Origin of the sequence: Olivibacter sp. EAT-5, from assembly GCF_044784325.1 — a bacterium.
Lineage (GTDB): Bacteria > Bacteroidota > Bacteroidia > Sphingobacteriales > Sphingobacteriaceae > Olivibacter > Olivibacter oleidegradans.
On sequence record NZ_CP173028.1, the window covers coordinates 5,625,049 to 5,646,425 of the forward strand.

Annotated in this window: 22 protein-coding genes; 12 read left to right on the forward strand and 10 right to left on the reverse strand. The window is 41.4% G+C overall.

All coding sequences use genetic code 11. The features are described 5' to 3' along the window. Nucleotides 1-23: 23 nt before the first annotated feature. Nucleotides 24-2,411, reverse strand: a complete 2,388-nt coding sequence (locus ACH11B_RS23440) for an ABC transporter permease (protein WP_377610626.1) — start codon at nt 2,409-2,411, stop codon at nt 24-26. A gap of 391 nt (nt 2,412-2,802) precedes the next feature. After that, on the reverse strand, nt 2,803-3,246 hold the full coding sequence (locus tag ACH11B_RS23445) for a VOC family protein (protein WP_377610627.1): 444 nt from the start codon (nt 3,244-3,246) through the stop codon (nt 2,803-2,805). Between the two features lie 262 nt (nt 3,247-3,508). Between ACH11B_RS23445 and ACH11B_RS23450 the strand changes: the two genes are divergently transcribed. Further along, nucleotides 3,509-3,865, forward strand: coding sequence for a DUF4260 domain-containing protein (locus ACH11B_RS23450; protein ID WP_377610629.1), 357 nt, complete (start codon nt 3,509-3,511; stop codon nt 3,863-3,865). 33 nt (nt 3,866-3,898) lie between these two features. Here the strand turns inward: ACH11B_RS23450 and ACH11B_RS23455 are convergent, their stop codons facing one another. The 6 genes from ACH11B_RS23455 to ACH11B_RS23480 all read right to left on the reverse strand — a co-directional run bounded on the left by ACH11B_RS23455 (nt 3,899) and on the right by ACH11B_RS23480 (nt 9,718). Further along, a complete protein-coding gene (locus ACH11B_RS23455; RefSeq protein ID WP_377610631.1) occupies nt 3,899-6,283 on the reverse strand; it encodes an ABC transporter permease in 2,385 nt (794 codons plus the stop codon). 150 nt (nt 6,284-6,433) lie between these two features. Further along, nucleotides 6,434-7,012 carry a TetR/AcrR family transcriptional regulator gene (locus tag ACH11B_RS23460; protein ID WP_377610633.1) on the reverse strand — a complete coding sequence of 193 codons (579 nt, stop codon included), beginning with the start codon at nt 7,010-7,012 and terminating at the stop codon, nt 6,434-6,436. Nucleotides 7,013-7,066: 54 nt separating this feature from the next. Next, nucleotides 7,067-7,816, reverse strand: coding sequence for an SDR family NAD(P)-dependent oxidoreductase (locus tag ACH11B_RS23465; protein WP_377610635.1), 750 nt, complete (start codon nt 7,814-7,816; stop codon nt 7,067-7,069). Between the two features lie 92 nt (nt 7,817-7,908). Then, on the reverse strand, nt 7,909-8,385 hold the full coding sequence (locus ACH11B_RS23470; protein WP_377610637.1) for a nuclear transport factor 2 family protein: 477 nt from the start codon (nt 8,383-8,385) through the stop codon (nt 7,909-7,911). A 70-nt stretch (nt 8,386-8,455) separates the two neighbouring features. After that, nucleotides 8,456-9,265 (reverse strand): SDR family oxidoreductase, encoded by an 810-nt coding sequence (locus ACH11B_RS23475; RefSeq protein WP_377610639.1) that lies wholly within the window; start codon nt 9,263-9,265, stop codon nt 8,456-8,458. A gap of 48 nt (nt 9,266-9,313) precedes the next feature. Continuing rightward, entirely contained in the window at nt 9,314-9,718 is a 405-nt protein-coding gene (locus tag ACH11B_RS23480; RefSeq protein WP_130855285.1) for a heme-binding protein, read from the reverse strand. Nucleotides 9,719-9,862: 144 nt separating this feature from the next. On the opposite strand from ACH11B_RS23480, the gene ACH11B_RS23485 reads away from it, so the two are divergent. Continuing rightward, on the forward strand, nt 9,863-10,801 hold the full coding sequence (locus ACH11B_RS23485; protein WP_377610641.1) for a helix-turn-helix domain-containing protein: 939 nt from the start codon (nt 9,863-9,865) through the stop codon (nt 10,799-10,801). A gap of 138 nt (nt 10,802-10,939) precedes the next feature. On the opposite strand, the gene ACH11B_RS23490 is transcribed toward ACH11B_RS23485, so the two are convergent. Continuing rightward, entirely contained in the window at nt 10,940-11,476 is a 537-nt protein-coding gene (locus tag ACH11B_RS23490) for a hypothetical protein (RefSeq protein ID WP_377610643.1), read from the reverse strand. A 189-nt stretch (nt 11,477-11,665) separates the two neighbouring features. On the opposite strand from ACH11B_RS23490, the gene ACH11B_RS23495 reads away from it, so the two are divergent. The 9 genes from ACH11B_RS23495 to ACH11B_RS23535 all read left to right on the forward strand — a co-directional run bounded on the left by ACH11B_RS23495 (nt 11,666) and on the right by ACH11B_RS23535 (nt 20,149). Continuing rightward, nucleotides 11,666-12,430 (forward strand): SDR family NAD(P)-dependent oxidoreductase, encoded by a 765-nt coding sequence (locus tag ACH11B_RS23495; protein ID WP_377610645.1) that lies wholly within the window; start codon nt 11,666-11,668, stop codon nt 12,428-12,430. A 20-nt stretch (nt 12,431-12,450) separates the two neighbouring features. Further along, nucleotides 12,451-13,380 (forward strand): helix-turn-helix domain-containing protein, encoded by a 930-nt coding sequence (locus ACH11B_RS23500; RefSeq protein ID WP_377610647.1) that lies wholly within the window; start codon nt 12,451-12,453, stop codon nt 13,378-13,380. Between the two features lie 322 nt (nt 13,381-13,702). Beyond that, nucleotides 13,703-14,629 carry a sensor histidine kinase gene (locus ACH11B_RS23505; protein WP_246860307.1) on the forward strand — a complete coding sequence of 309 codons (927 nt, stop codon included), beginning with the start codon at nt 13,703-13,705 and terminating at the stop codon, nt 14,627-14,629. Next, a complete protein-coding gene (locus ACH11B_RS23510; protein ID WP_377610649.1) occupies nt 14,626-15,381 on the forward strand; it encodes a LytR/AlgR family response regulator transcription factor in 756 nt (251 codons plus the stop codon). Before ACH11B_RS23505 ends, ACH11B_RS23510 begins: the two co-directional genes overlap by 4 nt. Nucleotides 15,382-15,520: 139 nt before the next feature. After that, a complete protein-coding gene (locus ACH11B_RS23515) occupies nt 15,521-16,141 on the forward strand; it encodes a porin family protein (RefSeq protein ID WP_013667611.1) in 621 nt (206 codons plus the stop codon). 372 nt (nt 16,142-16,513) lie between these two features. Next, nucleotides 16,514-17,434: a DUF6268 family outer membrane beta-barrel protein gene (locus tag ACH11B_RS23520; protein ID WP_377610652.1), complete on the forward strand. Its 921-nt coding sequence runs from the start codon at nt 16,514-16,516 to the stop codon at nt 17,432-17,434. A 2-nt stretch (nt 17,435-17,436) separates the two neighbouring features. Then, nucleotides 17,437-18,324: a lysophospholipid acyltransferase family protein gene (locus tag ACH11B_RS23525; RefSeq protein WP_377610654.1), complete on the forward strand. Its 888-nt coding sequence runs from the start codon at nt 17,437-17,439 to the stop codon at nt 18,322-18,324. A gap of 274 nt (nt 18,325-18,598) precedes the next feature. Beyond that, nucleotides 18,599-19,039 carry a hypothetical protein gene (locus ACH11B_RS23530; RefSeq protein WP_377610656.1) on the forward strand — a complete coding sequence of 147 codons (441 nt, stop codon included), beginning with the start codon at nt 18,599-18,601 and terminating at the stop codon, nt 19,037-19,039. Between the two features lie 24 nt (nt 19,040-19,063). Next, a complete protein-coding gene (locus tag ACH11B_RS23535; protein ID WP_377610658.1) occupies nt 19,064-20,149 on the forward strand; it encodes a DUF6695 family protein in 1,086 nt (361 codons plus the stop codon). A 98-nt stretch (nt 20,150-20,247) separates the two neighbouring features. Here ACH11B_RS23535 and ACH11B_RS23540 read toward each other — a convergent pair whose 3' ends face one another. Then, nucleotides 20,248-20,877, reverse strand: coding sequence for a nitroreductase family protein (locus ACH11B_RS23540; RefSeq protein WP_377610660.1), 630 nt, complete (start codon nt 20,875-20,877; stop codon nt 20,248-20,250). A gap of 105 nt (nt 20,878-20,982) precedes the next feature. Here ACH11B_RS23540 and ACH11B_RS23545 point away from each other — a divergent pair, with 105 nt between their 5' ends. After that, nucleotides 20,983-21,351 (forward strand): winged helix-turn-helix transcriptional regulator, encoded by a 369-nt coding sequence (locus tag ACH11B_RS23545; RefSeq protein ID WP_377610662.1) that lies wholly within the window; start codon nt 20,983-20,985, stop codon nt 21,349-21,351. Nucleotides 21,352-21,377 lie beyond the last annotated feature (26 nt).

Consider the following 21,377-nt stretch of genomic DNA (forward strand, 5'->3'; position numbering starts at 1 on the left):
TTTATCAGGACCTATCAGTATATTTATTCCTTTTTTAAGGACTCAACCGGATTCATCCAAGCGGCTTTAACCGTCTGATAGCTTAAGGTTAATATTGTGATACCTACTGCAAATAAACCGACCAGCCCAAACACCCACCAAGGGATCTGGATATGCAGCGCATAATTTTGCAGCCAGTTGTTCATGGCATACCAGGTTATGGGAATTGCCACTACCAAAGCCAGTGCAATCAATCTTACAAATTCAAACGACAATAAGCTTACGATATCAGGTATCGAAGCGCCCAGCACTTTTCGAATACCGATCTCTTTGGTACGTTTATGAATAGTATAGGTAGTTAAACCCAGAACACCCAAACAGGTAATCAGAAGCACCAATACGGAGAAAACACCCACTACCTCGCCAAATCGACGGTCAGATTGATACTGCTGATCCAATAGTTCGTCCATAAAATGATAATTCAGGGCATATTCAGGGTAGACAGCTTTCCATTCTTTCTCAATCGTCAGCAAACTGCTCGCAACATGGTCGGTCTGTAGCTTTACGGTAAAGAAATCACTTCTTGTGCTATACCAATGGATCATTGGTGGCACGGCTTCCTTTAAAGAATGCTGATGAAAATCACGTATTACACCTATAACCGTTCTTTTGGCTCCCCATAAATCGATCAGTCCACCTACCGCGGCTGCCGGACTTTCAAAGCCCAACAATTTTGCCGCCGTTTCGTTAATAATGAGTTTATTTTCATTTAGTGACCCTTTTTCAAAGTTCTTACCTGCTGATAATTTGATATCATTGGTAGGAACAAAGTCTTCGTCTATGCCATAGAGATTGTAGTTATATCGATTTTTGTCGGTAGCACCGTAACGTGTGATTCCCACAGAAGTGCTAACATCATACAGCGCTGTAGGCACCGCATCGGAAAGTGCGACCTTCTCCACTTCGGGCAAGGCGAGCAAGCTATTCTTAAAGGCCAGACCTTTTTGGCTACGTAGCGAATCAGCACCAGTTTTTGGCCCACGGATTACCAATAGTTCCGAGGGGTTTAAACCGATATCCTGGTTTTTTAAAAATTTCAATTGTTGAAAAACGATTAAGGTGGCTGATAGCACCACCATGGCAGCTACAAACTGCCCCACAATAAGCGCTTTACGAAAGAAACTACCCTCTTTATCGGTCGTAAAGACTCGGCCTACCACCTTAATCGGTTTAGTAGCCGCCAATTGAAAAGCTGGATATAGTCCCGAAATAACGCAATTAAACAAAAGTAAAGAGGCGATGCTCAACCAAAAGAATCCAGTACCCAGCAGGTCAACCGAATTATCCTGCCCAATCAGCTGTCTATAAAAAGGTAAGACTGTAACGATCAACAACATCGCAAAACCTATAGCTGCCACATTAATAATCAACGTTTCTAAGAGCAGTTGGCGAATGAGCAGTCCTTTGGAAGAGCCCAACAATTTACGCATACCAATCTCTTTCACCCGATCAGACGCTCTTGCCGTGGTAAGGTTCACATAATTCACCGATCCCACAAGCAAGATCAACAGCGCAATAACGGCCAGAAAATTAACCGCTTTAACATCGCCATTCACCTCCGGTTCGAAGAATTTATGCGAATGCAAGTGGATTGATTTAATCGGTTCCGCATTAAAAACGTTTCTGACCCTTTCATTTAACTTGCTCTTCGTCAGCGCATGTAATTTTGCATTAAAGGCGTTGACATCTATTTTTGGCGGCAATTGTATATATAGATAATTGTTATTTCCTCCCCAATTATCATCGATTGACCAGCCTAATGCATTCAATGAAGAGAAAGAAACCAATACATCCAGCTTAAGGTGTGTGTTTGCCGGTGAGTCCTGAAAAACACCGGTAACCGTATATAGCGTATTTTCTTGCTTAACAGTTTTTCCAATGGGATCTTCCGATCCAAAAATTCGCTTTGCTTCCGTTTCAGATAAGACTAATTGATAGGGTCGATGAAAACTGTCGGCATCTCCTTTAACGAAAGGCACTTCAAATAAAGAAAAAGTAGAAGGATCCGCCGCATAAATATGCTCAATCCGGAAGGCTCGATGTTTATACTGAATTTCATTATTATCCTCCAACATTTGTAACCGGGCAAAATCCAGCACCTCCGGCATTTCCCGTTTTAAAAATGGCCCTAAGGGCGGGAAAGTTTCACAATCGGTATCCACATATTCAGATCCGTTATAATTGTCCAACGTTACGCGATACAAATCATCTGCTTTTTTAATAAAGTTCTCATAGCTATATTCAAAGCGAACAAAATGAACTAACAATAGAAATACGGCGGTCGATACCGCTAAGCCAAAGACATTGATAAGGGCATAATACCTATCTTTCCACAGTGTACGCCAGGCAGATTTTAAGTAGTTAATAAGCATAATGAACGGATTACTACAGAAACGCACAATTACAAAGCCAAAAGCCAAATTGCCTTCCTGTAGCTCACAAAACCCTATTTAGGCATTTAAATCATGTTCGGATACGAACAACTACTGTGCGGTAATGTACAGTTTGTTTAAGTAGCGCTATGAAAATGCTAAAAAAATAAAACCCCTCCATGTTGTACCGGGCGGTAAGGAGGGGTTTAAAACCTAAACCTATATTCAAATTTACTTATTTTCTTTTTTAGATGCAAGATATCGTCGTAGTAAATTAAATTTCTTATCTAACACCAACATACACTTGTTATTAAATAAGAAAAAGCAGAAAGCATCATAAGTGATTCCTCGGCGGCTCATTTTCCGGTCTTTAGAGATGCTTAAGGAGGTCTTATTGGTTTAACCAATCCTTATACGAGATTACCCCCAATTCAGGTTTTCCATCACCATCTAAAATTGAAATAAATTCCAGCTGATTGCCATCCGGATCATTGAAATAGATCGCCAAAGCCGGCATCCAAGCAAACACCATAGGTTGCACACTTCCATCTTTAAGAAAATTGTAAGGCTGAAGCCTTCTGTCTGTTAAAAACTGTTGTGCCCGGTTTAAGATATCTTCCTTCGTACTCCTAAATGCAAAATGCCGTGGCTGAAAGTTTTCTTTGGTTTCCCAAAGCCCCAACATATATTCCTTATCTTGGCCAATCCATAGAAAAACGATTGGCCTTGTTTCATCACGATGTGCAAACTTAAGTCCCAATACTTCTGTATAAAACTTGGTTGCCATTTCTAGATCACGCACCTGTATATGCGTCTCGTAAAGTCCTCTAATCATTATCAAAACATGTAATTCATTCTAAACAAGATTTCATTGACTACGAAAATCAAGACACCTTGTGTAGGCGGTCGCAAAAGAAGATTACAACCATTGTAAAGTTAGAAATAAACGGTAAAAGACAAAAATCAATAGACAACGGATTAGTAGCTTAAACAAGTTTTAATGGAAAAATTGAGCTTTCGACAGTTTTGATTTATGCACAGTATTAAGTAAGTTTACTCGACACATTGGGTAGTTCCTAAACAAGATAAAAACCTTGATGAATACGCTATTAAAACTGGAAGAACTAGGACAGCTTTTACTTTCCATACTCCTATTCAGCCAACTGGACTATAGCTGGTGGGTTTTCCCTGCCTGTTTGCTCTTACCGGACCTTTCTATGCTTGGTTATGTAATCAACCCACGGGTAGGTGCCGCACTTTATAACTTTTTTCATCATAAATTACTGGCCATAGTCGTTTTAATTTTGGCTTATTGGTTGGATAGTCAGATGCTCGGCTTATCCGGCATCATTTTATTTGGACATTCGGCCATGGATCGGGCGCTTGGCTATGGATTAAAGTTTAATGACAATTTCAAACATACTCACTTAGGCTGGATCGGAAAGAAAAACTGAAACTGACACGCCATATAGTGCCGCAAACAAAATCTATTCACTCCTCAGCGATTTTACCGGATTTGCCAAGGCTGCCTTTATCGTTTGAAAACTCACGGTAGCCAGGGTAAGAACCACCGCCCCAACCGCAGTTAAAACAAAGACCCATATGGAAATATTCGTACGATAATCATAATCGGCCAACCAATTTTCCATCATATACCACGAAATAGGAATCGCCAAACAAAAGGAAATGACGACCAACAGCAAAAAGTTCGTTGATAGTAAAATCCAGAGATTGAACACCGTCGCTCCCAGCACCTTCCGTACGCCAATCTCCTTGGTCCGTTGTTCGGCCATGAACGCTGCTAAACCGAAAATGCCCAAGCAACTGATAAAAATAGAAAAGCCGGCAAATAAAGAAGCCAGACTCCCTATTTTCTGCTCAAAGGAAAACTTATCTGCATAGTCTGTGTCCACAAAACTATAGGCAAATGGCGATGCCGGATCATATTTTTTTAGTACGACCTCAATTGCTTTAAGCGCCTTCGCAGTGCTTACGTTAGGTTTGATCTTAATCGTTATCGCTTCCAGGTTATTGTAACTCAGCATAAATACGTTGGGGTATACTTCCTCAAAAGGCGATTCCATTAACACATTCTTAATCACACCAATTACCTTATAGGGCACATCCTCGAATTTTATCGTCTCTCCCACCGGATGCTGTAAAGCCATATACCGCACCGCAGCTTCGTTCAGAATAACCGCATTGCTATCGGTCGGAAAATCCCTTGAAAAACCCCGTCCCTCCTTAAATTCCCATGCTACCGTATTTCCAAAATCGTGCGTCACGTAAGAGACGCCAAAACTTTGATTGATATGAGGCTGTTTCCCCGGCCAATCAAAACCATCAAAATGGTTATTGATGCCGGTGGCAGTATTAGAGGCCGCAGCCATGTTCTCTACATACCCCGAATTCAGCAGCTCGTTCCGCAAAACATTATAAACACCTGGCAACCTTAAATCCGGCGTATTTATTTCCACACTGATCAAGCCGTTTTGATTATAACCCAACGGTCGGTTTTTGACATAGTTTATCTGCTGATAAATGATTACCGTTCCGATAATCAGCGAAAGCGAAACCGTAAACTGAAAAATAACTAGCGAGCGCCTCGATATCTCCGCAAAGCGTCCCACCTTCATCACGCCTTTTAACACCCCCGCCGGTTTAAATGAAGACAGGTATAGCGCCGGATAACTTCCGGATAACAGCCCGGCCAACAGTGCAAACAGAAAAATGGCCAACCAAAATAGCGGAGCCTGCAATGGAAAAACAATCTCCTTATTAGCTAGGTTATTGAACCAAGGCAAGGCTAGCCAAACCAATACGATGGCTACAAGAGCCGAAAAAAATGCAATCAGTACAGATTCGCTTAAAAACTGAATAATCAAATACGCTTTCGAAGATCCAACTGTCTTTCGAATCCCCACCTCGGTTGCCCGCTTCTGAGATCGCGCAGTACTGAGGTTCATGAAATTAATACAGGCCAATAGACATACAAAAACGCCGATTAATCCAAACATCCACACAAACTGGATATTACCGCCCACATTTTTGCCATTTTTGAACTCATTGTACAGATGCCATTCAGAAGCAGGTTGAAGGATAATCTCGGGATGATCATCCCGATTAGGCTTACCCACCAGCAGGTTCTTTACTTTATTAGTTACCTTTTTTAAATCAGCACGCTTCGCTATTTTAGCTAGAATATAAAAGGAATTATTATTCCATTGGTTATAAGCCCTTTTAACCCATGGTCTCGTCGCAAGCAAATGACTCCAGGGAAGAATAAAGTCCCGTTTATTAAAATCGGTATTGGGTGCAAAGTTCCGGTAAACACCAATAACCTTTGCAGACGATTCATTGTTTATTTTAATAGTCTGATTTATTGGATCCTCTTGGTTAAAAAGAACCGCCGCAAGGCGTTCACTGATTAAGATGGTGGATGGGTCGGTGAAATCACCAAGAGATCCCCTTGTTAAGTTCAGAGATAAAATAGCAGGGAATGCAGGTTCAGCATAAAAACCTTGGCTAATGGCCTTCTCCTCCCCATTCCCTTTTGTCAGCGTTGCTCGCCCATTACGATACAAGGCGATTCCCTCAAAATCCTGTGCAAACTTATCTTTGAGTTCTTCGGCTGTCGGAATGGATATCGTATTAAAGGTATTGATATGAAGGCCGTCGGAAGAATGGTGTAATACCTTGACAATACGCTCATTATCTTTGAAGCGCTTGTTAAATGACACCTCATCCCAAATCCATAAAGCAATCAAGATACTAATGGTCATACCGAATGCCAGACCAAAAATATTGATCACGGCATGTACCTTGTTTCTAACCAGATTTCGCCAAGCTACCTTGAGATAATTTTTTAACATCGTATGCAGATTATCGGGTGTAACCATCACCTTCAATAAAGCTGCCAAATTACTTATTTGTTGATAAAAGACATCCAGCGGCCCCTTTCCCCGCTAATCAATGTGCGATTACGAACACCTAGGTGTGCGCTTGCGAACAGATATACATGGTTAATCCAACACCGACAAGGCCGTTTCGATGACGCCTTCGAAAAATGAACGATCGCTCCGAACTTTGGAATACACGCGCAACCCCGTGATGGTGTTACATAAAAAATGCGCAAGTACCTTTGGATCTTTGGAAGCGTTGATCTGCCTGTCAGCCTGTCCTTTTTTAATCGCTTTGATCAGTGCCTCTTCAATTAGCCGTTCATCGTCGCGCAGCACCTTCCTGATCAATTCATCATGGGTAGCAAGCTCTACCTCCGTATTCACCTTAAAACATCCTTTAGGGCATGCACTGTCGAGCCTATCCACAACACCGATACGCAAGAGTGCCTTAATTCCCTCTTTAACGGAGGATGCATCGCTCAGGGCGGCTTCAATACGTGCGGTGGCTTCCTCCTGATATCGCTCAAGCGCTTTTACAAACAGCTTATGTTTGTCGCCGAAGGCATGGTAAATACTTGACCGCCCGATGCCGAGGCCTTCTATTAAATCATACAGGGAAGTCGCATGATAACCTTTCTCCCAAAAAATAGAAATCGCTTTCTTTAATATCTCGTTCTCATCAAAGTCTTTTGTTCTCATAAAAAATAGCCTTGCCCAACAGAGGCAAAGCTATTGATTTTAATAGAAAAAACATTACCGCAAGCCACCACTCGCCAGGATAAGCTCTCCGGTTAACCATTTTGAATCGTCAGATGCCAAAAACGCCGCCACGGCCGCAATGTCATCAGGCTCTCCAATACGACGCAGCGGTGTCTCATTCGCCATGGCCTCTGCAAATTCGCTTCCCACAAAACCGGCAGCGCGTGAACCTTCCGTAGCCACCACCCCTGGATTGATCGAGTTTACGCGGATATTTCGAGGGCCCAATTCTTTTGACAACACACGAGTAATTCCATCAACGGCACTTTTAGTCGCGGTATACACGGCACTGCCGGCAGGTGTAGCGCTCGATACGACCGAACCAATATTGATGATGCTCCCTCCTTTTTCTCCAAAACTATTCACGGCAATTTTCGATGCTAAAATTAGTCCCAATACATTGATATTAAACTGACGGTGAAAACTTTCTTCTGTAAACGCTTCAATGGGAGCCCACTCATAGATCCCTGCATTGTTTACCAACACATCCAAGCTGCCGTACCGGCTAAGCGCTTCCGCAAAGAGACTATCCACATCCGCTGCCTTGGATACATCCGCTTGAATGGCAATCGCTTTACCTCCATTGCTTACAATTTCGGCAACTACTTTTTCTGCATCCGCTTGCGCAGCACCATAGTTAACCACCACCGCAGCACCTTCTGTTGCCAACTTTTTGGCAATAGCGGCGCCGATCCCTTTTGAAGCGCCTGTAACCAGCGCAACCTTATTTTCTAATTTTTTCATATATTGAACCATTTGGTCCACAAAGATAACACCTAATTAGACTAATTGGTCTAATTAGGTGTTATATGAAGAAGTCATGACAATTGAGGTTTTTATTCTTCAACAAGTATCCGCTCCATGATATCACTAAATTCAATCCCGTCAAGAAAAGCAACTACTTCGGTTATTTTGCCATCTTTCACCTTCATATACCATGAATACGAGCTACGATAAGGTTTTCCGTCCAGCGCCGTAGCTTCGCCATCCCAAAGCGCAATTACCATATCACCGTCAACAAAAATATTACGTACCGTTGGTTTGATTTTTACCTTCAATTTCTTGTTGAGCGGAATAATCACCTGATCCAAAAATTCCTTTTTGGAGTTATAGACCCTTGAGTAAGGTGTAGACCCCGTTATTTCCCAATGCAAATCGTCCGTCAATAAATCGAAAAAATTACCCGTCCCCTCCTGCCAGTCGTGAAAAGCGTTTGTAATAATTTCTTTATTGGCCAATTCCGCTTCGCTGTAATTTTGAGCTGACGCTATCGAAAATGAAATCATAAAAAGAGAAATTAATAATAGTTTCATTAGTATTATACTTTTAGTTAGTTGATCGAAACAAGCCTCAACGTTGGTTAAGGCTTGTTTTCCTTTAAAATCAAATGCGATTCTCCCAAGCTTTCAATTGATGATCTTTGAGCATATCTTCAATCACTTTAGGAACTACATTTCTGAATTTCCCTTCATCAGCCGGCACGATTTCAATCATGCGATCTATCATTTCTTTCGGATCCATTTTTCCTTCCGGTGTAGCAAAGAAATTATCAAAACCTTTGCGAAGGTCTGCTCTTTTCGTAAAGTTGACTTCATCATCCAACCAACGGAACGGATTATCAGCCATGGTTTCGTTATATCCCGTATAATAAGCACCGGGGTTAATGGTCTGTACCTTGATACCATACCCTGCAAGCTCTTGCTGCAAGGCTTCTGCCAAAGATTCCAGCGCGTGTTTGGTAGAAACATAGGTGCCCCAGTTAGCAGGTGTAAACAAACCTCCCATCGACGAGGTGAATACCACTTTTCCTTTTTTGCCTTCTCGCACCCATCGCTGCACCACCCCTTGCGTAAGAATCAGCGGGAGAAAAACATTCACTTCAAAGTTTTTCCGTACCAGGTCTACCGGAATCTCCCAAACGGGCCCCGCCTCCCCCATTCCGGCATTGTTCCAAAGAATATCAAAGTCCCATTTTAAGGCTTGTTTGATATCATACTGATCGGTAAGGTCCAAGCGTTCCACGCGGATTTTATCAGACAAACCTAAGGCAGCAACTTCTTCGCGAAGCGGGGTTACTTGTGATGATACGTGTACCGTTGCAATGATGTTGTGTCCGTTTTTAGCCATTCCTAATGCAGCTCCTTTTCCGAATCCTGAACCTGCTCCTGTAATTAAAATTGTTTTAGTTTCCATTTTTTTATCGTTTTAAAATTGGTAATGAAATGTTTATTAGTGTTCTAATTAATTTTGGTTAAAAATTTCCGCTCCCGCGGTTGCAATCTGTAAGTCTTCCGAAACGGCACCGCCTGATACACCGATGTAGCCGATGATACGTTTATCCTTCAGAATTGGAAGTCCGCCGGCAAATCCCACCAGACCATTGTTGGTGTTTACCATGCCGTAGGTTCCTGCTTCAGGTTTTAGGTATTCGCCAACGTTTTCGCTACTGGTTCTAAAAAGGCTGGCCGTTTTCGCTTTCTTGATGGCAATGTCCATGGATCCTAAGAAGGCGTCATCCATCCTTTCAAAAGTCTTAAGATGTCCGGCCGTATCCAGTATCGCAATATTTACATTTACATTGAGTTGTATAGCCTTTGCCCTAGCTTGCTGCACAACCTGTCTTGATTCATTGAGATTGATTTCCATACTATTGCTTTTTAGTTGTTATGTTTTTATTTCGTTTTGTTAAGACAAAGTTGCAGCGGATAGGGAAGGATTCTTATAGGAAAAAAAAGCCGGATTTTATGAAAATCAAACCTGACCAAAAATTTTAAGATTTTTGATAACTTTATGGAACGAAAACTAACCACGTCTATGAAAATGAGCATGGACCACAAAGCGATAGATCGGCTTCGTGATTTCCCGGAACTTACACCTATATATCGGGAAGCCCACGACCGTCCCCCCATCAAAGTGTTCAATCGTGAGATTGAAGACTGCCGTAATTACCTCTCCGCTAATCGACGAGACTTCTATAAAATTCTGATGATCGCCGGCGGAAAAGGAGTTTTCACCTTAGGGCTCAACAAGTATTTAATCGATACGCCGACTCTACTTTTTATTCATCCCAATGATATTATCTCCTGGCAGAAGACTTCAGGAGAATCGGCCGGATATTACCTGCTTTTCAAAAGGGATTTTATCAATCACCACCCCATGTTGAAAGCAACATTAGAGCGACTGAACTTATTTAAAGACAAGTCAAAATCAGTCATCCGGATAGAAGACAGAGACCTTCCCAGCTTTAACCGTCTTTGGGAAAGCATGTATCAAGAGCAAGGTAATGAATTGGGATATGATGCTATTCAGGCCTATATACAACTACTGATGATTGAAAGTGCCCGAAAATCCAATTACCTTGTTCCGCAACGAACAGATGAAGAGTACGACCATATTCATCGCTTTTTTGGTTTACTGGAAGAAGAAGTCTCTCAAATTAACTATGAAAACCCTATCCGGCTCCGAACTGCACAGGAATTTGCATTCTCCCTCAATCTGCATCCCAATTATTTAAACCGGATTCTTAAAAAACGAACCGGGCAGAATGTAAGTACGCATATTAAGGGAAGACTTTTGGATGAATGCAAAGCGCTTTTAATACAAACTACCTGGACCTTGGATCAAATAAGCTACGCGGTGGGTTTTTCTGATCAACCTAATTTTAATTTTTTCTTTAAAAAGAACACAGGTTATACGCCTAATGCCTTTAGGAAAGGCGTTTTACTATGATACGAGATGAACATATCGCTTTCATTTGGATTTACTCAATGTATTGAGTAAAATTACTCAACGCAGGGAGTAATGTTACAAACATGCAATAAACACCTTTTTTACTAATCACTCGGCCCACCTGAATTCGGACAAGTATTAAGGTAATAAACTCAGCTTAAATGATTTGCACGGCCGCTGATAAATCCCATTATCACTCGCTTTGTAATAACTTGCTGTTTCTTGCGCAAGTTTACTATAAAAATTGAACGATTTTGGGTGACTACTACTAATAGCGATCGCACGAAAGCCACGTTCCCGATAGTGGGGCACGATAACACGCTGCAACCAATAAGATCCATAACCATTCCCCTTGCTCACAATATGAAAATATTTCAGCAGCAGGGTTCCCTCGTCGAGTTTTTTTGCGTCTCCCAGCTTTTCCAACATCCCGCCAACGATGAAAAGAACGCCCATCAGCTTGCCCTCTTTCTCCAAGGTATGTGGTTCAAGCCAAAGGCCATCAATGGCACTTAACTGTTCGATAAAGTTTACGGCATGGTAAAGCTCGTTGTAATCATCCCATTCATGCTGGAGCTTCCAATTTACATATTCACCAATAGGTAGTAAGAATCGATGCGCAAATGCGCGGTGACGTACAAAGGCAACCCCGTCTTTTGTATGTAGAAGCTTCATGCTTTAAAATTATAAATATTCTGTTGTAAATGTTTGTCGAATTAAACTTTAACCGTGTCCCCATCCTGTTCAGTTACGTGCTGATGCAGGCCAACGGCTGTAATACTGATTGGGCTACAAAGTGTCGGGGTTGGGCTACAAACCAAATTCATTACATCCTGAAATTTGTATCAAGAAAAAATTAAAATCATGAGTACAAATAAAATTGCATTGGTTACCGGCGGAAGTCGTGGCTTGGGAAGAGATATGGCTATCAATATCGCCAAAAAAGGATTAGATGTAGTGATAACTTATCAATCTAACCAAACTGCTGCTGACAGTGTGGTATCTGAAATTGAAAAAATAGGACAGAAAGCATTGGCCTTACCTTTAGATGTGAGCATCTATGAAAATTACGAACCCTTCTTTTCGGATAAACTACTGCCGGCATTAAACAACCGTTTTCAGGCTTCGACTATTGATTATCTCGTACACAACGCCGGACAAATTGCACCCGCACCCTTTGAGACCGCGAGCATCAGCGAGTTTAAAGACATGATACACATCCATTTAATGGCACCATTCTTTCTTACACAACATGCCTTAAAGATTATGAACAATGGCGGTGGCATTATTAACATTTCCAGTGGGCTTACCCGCTTTACAACCCCTGGATTTGCAACCTACGCAGCAATGAAGGGCGGTTTGGAGGTACTAACCAAATATCAGGCAAAAGAACTGGGTGCCCGTAAAATTCGTGCCAATGTGGTAGCACCAGGTGCCATTGAAACCGACATTATGGGCGGCGCAGTGCGAGATAATTCAACCCTTAACAAAGCACTGGCTGCCGATACAGCATTAGGACGCGTTGGTTTACCCACCGATATTGGTGCTGTGGTTGCCTTTTTATGTACCGATGAAGCGTACTGGATCAATGCACAACGTATTGAAATATCCGGTGGAATGAATCTTTAATTTCTTCGTATTTTTGGGTAATGAAAACATTCACGCATATTAAAACAATTAGCGAATTTCATCAGCGAAATCGGTTGCCCAAGCCGGAGCATCCCCTGATCAGCTTGGTAGACTACGGTCAAATGTACCACGATGAAATGCTATTGCATTTTACGCAGGGATTTTATTCCATTGCCTTTAAAAAGAATGTTATCGGTAAATGGCAGTACGGACGGCAGGATTATGACTTTGATGAAGGACTCATGTCTTTTTTTGCTCCTAATCAGGTACTGGATATTACGATTGACGAACAACAGTTGAAGAATAAACCATCAGGATGGATTTTACTTATCCATCCTGATTTCCTATGGAATACCGAGCTATCGCAAAAATTCAGACAATATGATTTTTTCAATTACGCGATCAATGAAGCACTTTTCCTATCAGAAAAAGAAGAAACGATTATTGCTCAAATTTTCGCGAATATACAACACGAATACGCTTCAAATATGGACGAATTTAGCAAAGGCATCATCATCTCACAGATCGGGTTGTTATTGAACTATTCACAACGATTCTATAAAAGACAGTTCCTCACCCGGGAAAAAAACAACCACGAAATTCTCACCCGTTTTGAAAAAATTCTAGTGGACTATTGTAGCAGCGAGCTACTGACTCGGCAGGGCTTGCCAACGGTGTCCTATATCAGTGAAAAACTTCATATCACACCAGATTACCTCAGCACGATGTTGCGGCATATTACCGGACAAAACACTCGCCAACATATACAGGATAAAGTCATTGAAATGGCTAAAGAAAAATTATCGACCACATCGGCTTCCGTAAGCGAGATTGCCTATGGCTTGGGTTTTGAACATCCACAATCCTTTAGTAAGCTGTTCAAAAAACACACAAAACTAACGCCTCTTGAATTTCGAGCAAGTATTAAGGTAACAAGCGCTCCTCAATAATTTGCACGACGGCCGACCCCGCCGCCGCTCGCGTTAAAATAACGTTCAGTTTCTTGCATATGTTGTAAAAATTAACTGACCTTAGGTGGCTACCAATGATACCCATTCAGAAAATATTCACAAAAAGAACATAACCAGTTAAATTCATCCCTTAAAAAATGAAGTTCATCAGAAAAGGAGTAGATTTAGTAATAAATCTTCGCTGGAAACTTTATTTTTGAGCATGCCTCGGGTGAAAAGAATAAATATAAAAAAACTGTTCATTTTTTTCTTCTCCACACTGATTTATGCTTTGTGTCAAATGCTTTTCAGCATTATTCTCATGAAGGAAGATTTATGGGCTAATTTCCACATACAGTTATCAGCACATTATATCGTTATCTTCATCATGTGTTTTGCTGATTATGGCTTACTGCTACTTTTAAATAAATATCTACCTTATTCCAAAAATATATTTTATCGTATTGTGGCGGGCCTTATAGGCATCACATTGATCTGTTTGGTCATTCTGTGGATGTTTAATTACATGATCTACGACGTATTTCATATACCTGAGGAAGGTCTTCCCCCCTTCCTGGTGAAATTTGCATTTGCCATGACAACCAATATCCCAATTCTGTTGGTATTTGAATTAATCTATTATTTCCAGTCGGAACAAAAAGCTATAGCCGACTCCGAAACAGCCAAGCGCAAAGTGCTGTTATTCCAGCACGAAACCTTAAGATCACAGATAAACCCACACTTCCTCTTCAATTCGTTGAATGTACTTTCTTCATTAATCTATATCAATCCCGACAATGCCAATAAATTCACCAAAGCCCTCTCCAAGACCTATCGGTATGTACTTTCTCTTACCCGGCAGCCGGTTGTTTCGGTAGCGGAAGAATTAGATGCCTTGGATTCGTATCTTTTCCTTATGCGGATGCGGTTCGAAAACTCGTTCACTTTTACGGTAGATAAAATAGCGGACTGTGAAAAGAACAAAATTATTCCGCTCACTTTGCAACTGCTGATAGAGAATGCTTTTAAGCATAATATCGCAACCGAAGAATCACTGTTGCACATAAAAATTACGGTCGACCCTGATTATATTACGATTGAAAATAACATTCAACCGTCTAGCGATGTGGATAAAGGCGGTATAGGACTCAAGTACATTACCAAGCAATATAAGCTGTATGCCAAAGACGTCGTCGTGACGCATACCGGCGATCTATTTATTGTAAAAATCCCTTATATCCAACAATGAAATACCTAATAGTAGAAGACGAACGATTTGCATACGAAGAATTAAAACGGATGATGGCGAAACTACGCTCCGGTTACCTCCTGGAGAAGCAAACCAAAACAGTTATCGATACCATTGGTTTCCTGAAAGCATCTTCTGTCGATTTAATTTTGATGGATATCCGTCTGGCCGATGGCAATTGCTTCGAAATATTCAACCATGTAAAGGTCAACACGCCTGTCATATTTACCACCGCTTACGATGAACATGCCATCAAAGCCTTTAAGCTGAACAGCATCGATTACCTATTAAAACCTTTTGATGAGAAGGAGTTAGAAGCGGCCTTAATCAAATTCGAAAACATCTTTCATAACCACCACTATATAACCGACCCCAAGCGTTTTGAGCAAATCCTGCCGGTTAAAACCAAAAATCGTTTCCTGATATCGAAGGGAGAAAATTATCACTACATAGAAACCACTGATATCGCGCATTTTTATAGTGAAGACGGCGTCGTTTTTCTCCACACCCTTCACGATAAACGGTATATTATTAATTATACTTTAGATCAGCTAGAACAGCAGGTTGACAGCCGCTTGTTTTTCCGCGTATCACGTAACTGCATTGCGAACGTAAAAGCTATTGAAAGTGTTAACAAATATTTTAACAGCCGACTGAAACTTTCCTTTGTACCCACATGTCCACATGAGGTGCTAGTCAGTCGTGTACGCGTCCCCGACTTTCTGCGATGGATGGACGGGATCGTGGAATAGCTCCAAACACGGAAAACTTCATCCCTTCCATTCTATAGTTCATAGGGCAAATTCTTAGGTCTGTCGCTTGCACCTTTCAATAGCGGATCATCCATCGTTCTTTTGTTCAACATTAAAAACAAAATTAAATTTTAGAACGATGAATAAGAACGCAATCACATTTTTCCTAGCAGCCGGCGCCCTATTTCTTTCCCTACAAATGTCAGCTCAGGACAAACCTGTATCATTCGGTATTAAAACCGGACCAAATCTATCTAATTACCGCTTAGGTGGTGATATGAAAAACTTTAAAAGTAAAAGGAAAATAGGCGGTTCCTTTGGCGGTTTCGTTAAATACGATCTGAGTACCAATTTTGCCTTGCAATCCGGGATTGATGTGTATTATGACATCTCGAACCTAGAATCCAAATCAACTCAATCAACTACCAAGTTCAAATCCGTTGGTGTAGAAATTCCGCTCTATGGAATGGTTCAAGGGCAGCTAGGCAGTGGGAAAGCCTTTATAGGCGTAGGCCCTTATGTCGGTTATGGCGTCCTGGCAAAAGCCGGTGGCGTGAACCTGTTCAAAACGAATGGGGAGACAGGAAGACCTGCCCTAAAACGTTTCGATTATGGTGTCGGCGGCATTATAGGATACCAGTTTGATAAAAACTGGCAAATAAATGCCAGTTATCAATACGGGTTGGCCGACCTGCATAAAGCCCAGGGAGGCTCCATGAAAAACCAACGTGCAGCCATCGGAATAGCCTATAAATTCTAAAAAAGCCAAGCCATAGAACAGGTTGCGTACAGCAGTGTAAATATATGCCCCTAAAGAAAACAGCAAATAAACGTAGGGTCTTCCATTTCATAATTGTCTTAGCGTTATACAAGACATTAATTATAGGAAGCAAGCGATGAAAACAAACAACAAGGGTCAAGCCGGTTATTTAAAAATAGGTTATGCCGTGCAATTTAATACACCTGAATTTCTGTACGCAATGGCTTTTTTCGAATTCATTTTATCCGGTTCATACTACACTTCATCCACCAGATGCTGAAGTCTGCCATCTATTGCTTTCGACATCACTTCATTCACCCTTCTTTTGCTTCCTATATAATAAATAAATGCAAATAAAAATTTAAAAATCATATGAAGTTCATATCATTCTGCTTAACAACGTTAGCCATACTACTATACCTCGAAGGCAACGCGCAACAAGTGTCTTTCAGAACCGAGTATATTGGAAATTCGGGCTATTATTATCTGCCTCCGGGTGAAAAACCACGAGAAAAAATCGGTAATAGCAAAGGTTCCGCCATGGTTTACCAAGGAGCCGTCAACATTCCCTTATCCATGAAAATGAATGAAAAGAATCGTCCCACAGCTTGGGGGATTGGCCTTGGCGGATCATACGTCTCTTTGAAAAACCGAAATTTTTCAGATGAAATGGTTTCCGAAATCATGAATATACAACTCGGGGTTTACCATCTACGTCCGTTAAATGACCGATGGTCGATGCGGGCCAGCCTAGGAGCCGGTATATTTGCTCCCACTACCGATTTCTCCAAGCTGACATTTAAAAATGTGCTGGGAAGTGGGGGCCTTGTTTTTATCCGGCACCTGAAACCGAATCTGGATATAGGCGGTGGCGTATCGATCAATAGTTCTTTAGGGTACCCCATGATATTTCCGGCGGTTTATGTTAAATGGAAGCTTCACGGAAAATACGATGTCAATGTAGAAGTAATCGAAGGCCTTGAATTATCGGCAGGTTACGATTTCAACGATCGGTTCAAACTATCTTATGCCATTGAAATGAACGGGCAGGTCGCCTTGCTGAAAAAAGACGGCAAAGACGTGATCTTCTCACACCAGTATATCGTTACAGGCTTTCGTCCCGAGCTCAAGCTCGGTAAAACCGGGTTAACCATGACCGGTATGGTGGGACTAAACCTATACCGTCCGGCTGCGTACAGCGACAGAACCTTGAAGGGTGTATTTGCATCCGATAATGATTACTTTTTTTCTGTTTCCCCTTATGCATCGATTGGCTTAAAGATGAAACTCTAAATATGAACCCGAAGCAGATACTAAAACAACTTGCTTATAGAAGTGCTTATGCCGGCCTATACATAATAAGCCTGCTACCGATGACCTTTCTATATGCATTGGGTTCCATCACTTATTTTCTTGCTTATTATATCATCGGTTACAGAAAAGAAGTCGTTATCCAGAATATAGCACGCGCCTTTCCGGATAAGCGATACGGAGAAGTCCATGCAATTGTAAAAAAGTTCTACACTTGCTTTACCGCCTATTTTGCCGAAATCATCAAAAGCATTTCCGTTTCGGCTGAAGTGCTTGACAAGAAAATTGTATTTGAGAATCAAGAATTAATTGATCAGTACATAGCCTCCGGACGAGACGTTATTGCTTGCCTGGGCCATTGCGGAAATTGGGAGATGCTGAATTTTATGCCTTTTAAGATGCAATACGACATATATGCCGTTTACAAACCCCTTCGCTCAACCACGATGAATAAGCTGATGATTAGATTCCGGTCTCGTTTTGGCATGAAGTTATTACCTGATAAAGCGGTTGTACGCCAAATACTAGCTAAAAGTTCAGGTCCGGCCGTCTATCTGTTCCTTGCCGACCAATGTCCGCCGATAAAAGAAGAAAAATTCAGGTTCACTTTCTTGCACCAGGACACATACGTCTTTTCAGGCATGGAGAAATTGGCACGCACGAGTCGATCGGCCGTCATCTACTTACATATTACACAGCTATCTAAAGGGTATTACAAAATAACCTGTTTACCAATCTGTTCCGAAGCTTCAGCTACGCGAGAGGGCGAGATAACCCAAAAATATGTAAGCCTCTTAACCGAAAACATCAAAGAAGAACCCTATGGTTGGTTATGGACACACAAGCGATGGAAAGGATCGCCATCTAGCTGATACCCACCATTAAATTTATAGCATTCCAGATAGCAGCGGCTAAAAATCTTTAGCATAAAACATTTTTGATAATGAAATATCCATGATTACCAAAGACAAACATAAAATAATCCGGATATTCCACCTGCCTGCCGGTAGGCAGGTATGGCCTTTAAAAGAGAAGTCATTTACATATGAACCCGACATGATTAAAAATAATCATTAAGCACACAGGGCAATGATTATTTTAATCATCAAAGGCTCCATCTGACAACTAAAAACAAAAAATAAACAGATGAAATATTTATTAGTTGGAGATAACGGACAAGAAGAACAAATGTTACTCGACCATCTTGCAGCGTTTTTTTGGAACAATGGACACGAAGTGTATAGCCGTACCAGTTTAGGCAATGAAATCAATTATCAAAACATGCTAACATGCTGTGACTATATCGTTTTGCTGACCTTTCGAGATTATCCAACAGCATCATTCTTCGAACGCGGGCAGGCAGTATACGAACATGTTGGCCTAACGAAAAAGCTTCACAAAAAAATTATGCTGGTTTTTTCCAAAAATGGTGTCTATACCAATGCGATTCCATTTCCACATAAAATTTTCCATTTTGAGCACTTGAACAAAAAAGAATTAAGCCGTTTCTTCCGTTGGGGCACGAAATTAAGTCTATTTATCAAACATTCACCGCATAGGGGTTACCGAAACTTCATCTTCCTTTAAAGTCTAACATAAAAAGAGAATATCATGCAGTCAACGATCACCTACAATGATATGGCCCTTATTTTAACATGGCCGGATACCACTATCCGTGGAGACGAAAAGTGGATGTTGTTTTTAAAGAAAATTGGCATTGTAAAAAACTTAAATTTTAAAGTAGGTCATACCGGTATTGTTATCATTAAACGAGAAACCGGCGAAATGCTCTTCTATGACTTCGGACGATATATCACGCCCCGGCAATATGGTCGAGCTCGTTCTAAATTTTCAGACCCTCGCCTAGCGATTACGATTAAGGCGAAATTTGAAGGTTGTTATATTGTCAACCTTGAAGAAATCGCAACGCAGTTTGAAGCATTGAAACCTGCTATGTATGGAGAAGGTATTCTTTATTTCGCTATTGCTCGTGGTATTAATTTCGAACGCGCCAAAGCTTACGGAGACGATTGTGTACTTCAAGGTGCATATCCTTACGGTGCCATCGCCCGCAACAACAATAATTGTTCACGATTTATTGTCCGCATGCTTGCTCGGTGTTCCAAGCGCTACAGCTGGCGACATAGTATCAATTTCCCTGAAACAATTAAAGCAAGTCCCATCAGTAATTTAGTTAATGTAGTGCCAGATAGAATGATCTACTCATTTACACCCCATGAGGGCTTAAAACATGTTAAGATGAACCGCTGGCAGTCCGTTCGTTTTTTACTGAAAAAGCTAGGAGAGAATGTAAGCCAAAGAAAAGCCCGTCTTTTACCCGCCGACCACTCGGTTGGCCGCATGAACGTACCCTCAAAACCCATTACTGTGCCTAAAGAGGCACAGTATCTTGGAGGCGTGGGTGATGGAGCATGGTTCAGTATACAAGCCACTACTGGCGACCAAGTCATCATTAAGCGGTTCACTTCGGAAGGAAAATTGGAGTATGTGATCCTTGGCGAAACAACCGAACCGGTTAACCTGTCACAACCTTTCGAAGTCACCTATGACAGTCACCTCCTCTTTACACATATCAAACAGCACAGAAAAAAGATTCGCATCAATCATCTACAACAACTGCCGGTAAACTACTCCCCGAGTGAATGGCGTTATAAGAATCTTCCCGTGGTTGGCTAAGAAGGCCGTCCCTGATCTTTTAAGCCAACTTGTCAATTTCCAGCTCATGGAAGTGTTGCGCAGCAATAGCAAGCGCCCCTACAGCCAGATTAAATCGTTTATGCTACAAAAGCAGAAAATTCTTCTATGGGCAACCTTACTTTTGGCATATCAACCAGGTAATCATTTTCCGCATCCCGATAGCCCAACGAAAGGATCACCGCCGTATGCAATCCCTTCTCCTTTAGCCCTAAAACCTCATCAAATTGGGCAGCATCAAAACCCTCCATGGGCGTAGAATCTATCTTCAATTCCGCAGCCGCCAGCAAGGCCGTACCCAAGCCAATATAAGCCTGTTTACTAGCCCAGATGGCATTTGCTTCCGCTGTATTTGCACTGAAATAGTTAACTAGTTTTTCTGTAAAATTAGCCATCCCACCTTCTGGTAAATTCCGTTGCTTTTCGGCCATTTTTATATATTCTTCAATATATGTTGTGGATATCTCGTTGAAAGCCGCAAACACCAATAAATGAGAAGAATTTACAATCTGTCCGTTAAACGAACCTGCGCCCAATTTGGCCCTTATCTCCGGATTAGAAACTACCAAAACCCGATAAGGCTGTATCCCGCATGAAGAAGCGGTTAGGTTGATGGCTTCTAAAATTTGGTTGATCTTTTCCTCGCTAACTTTTTCTGTGCTGTATTTTTTAGTGGCGTAACGCCATTTTAAATGATTAATAAGTTCCATTGTATAAATTTTTATGTTTGCGATGCAAAGGTAAAGCAGAATTGTTTAAATTTGCCACTAAGTGACAAAAAGTAACAGTGACATTTGGGTAACCAAGGGACAAAAATGAAATCAGAAAGTATATTAATCGAAGACTGTAGCCAAACCGTATTGGCTATAAATGACACCATGGAAATCTTAGGTGGAAAGTGGAAGGTGCTTATTATCGCCTGCCTGTGTTACCAACCCATGCGCTATTCCGAATTACTGAAGAAAGTTCAGGGCATCTCCGGTAAGATGTTGAGTCGGGAGCTGAAGGAGCTTGAAGTAAACGGATTGATTGAACGAAATGTATTGGCCACTTCTCCTGTCTCGGTAGCCTATAAGATTACAGAGTACGGAAAATCATTAAAGCAATTGACGCAAACCATTGCCGAATGGGGACTTCAACACCGCGCACGTATTCTCAAAGGCATGAGACAGGAAAAAGTTTAGGTGGAAGTGCTTTGAACAACTTGCTG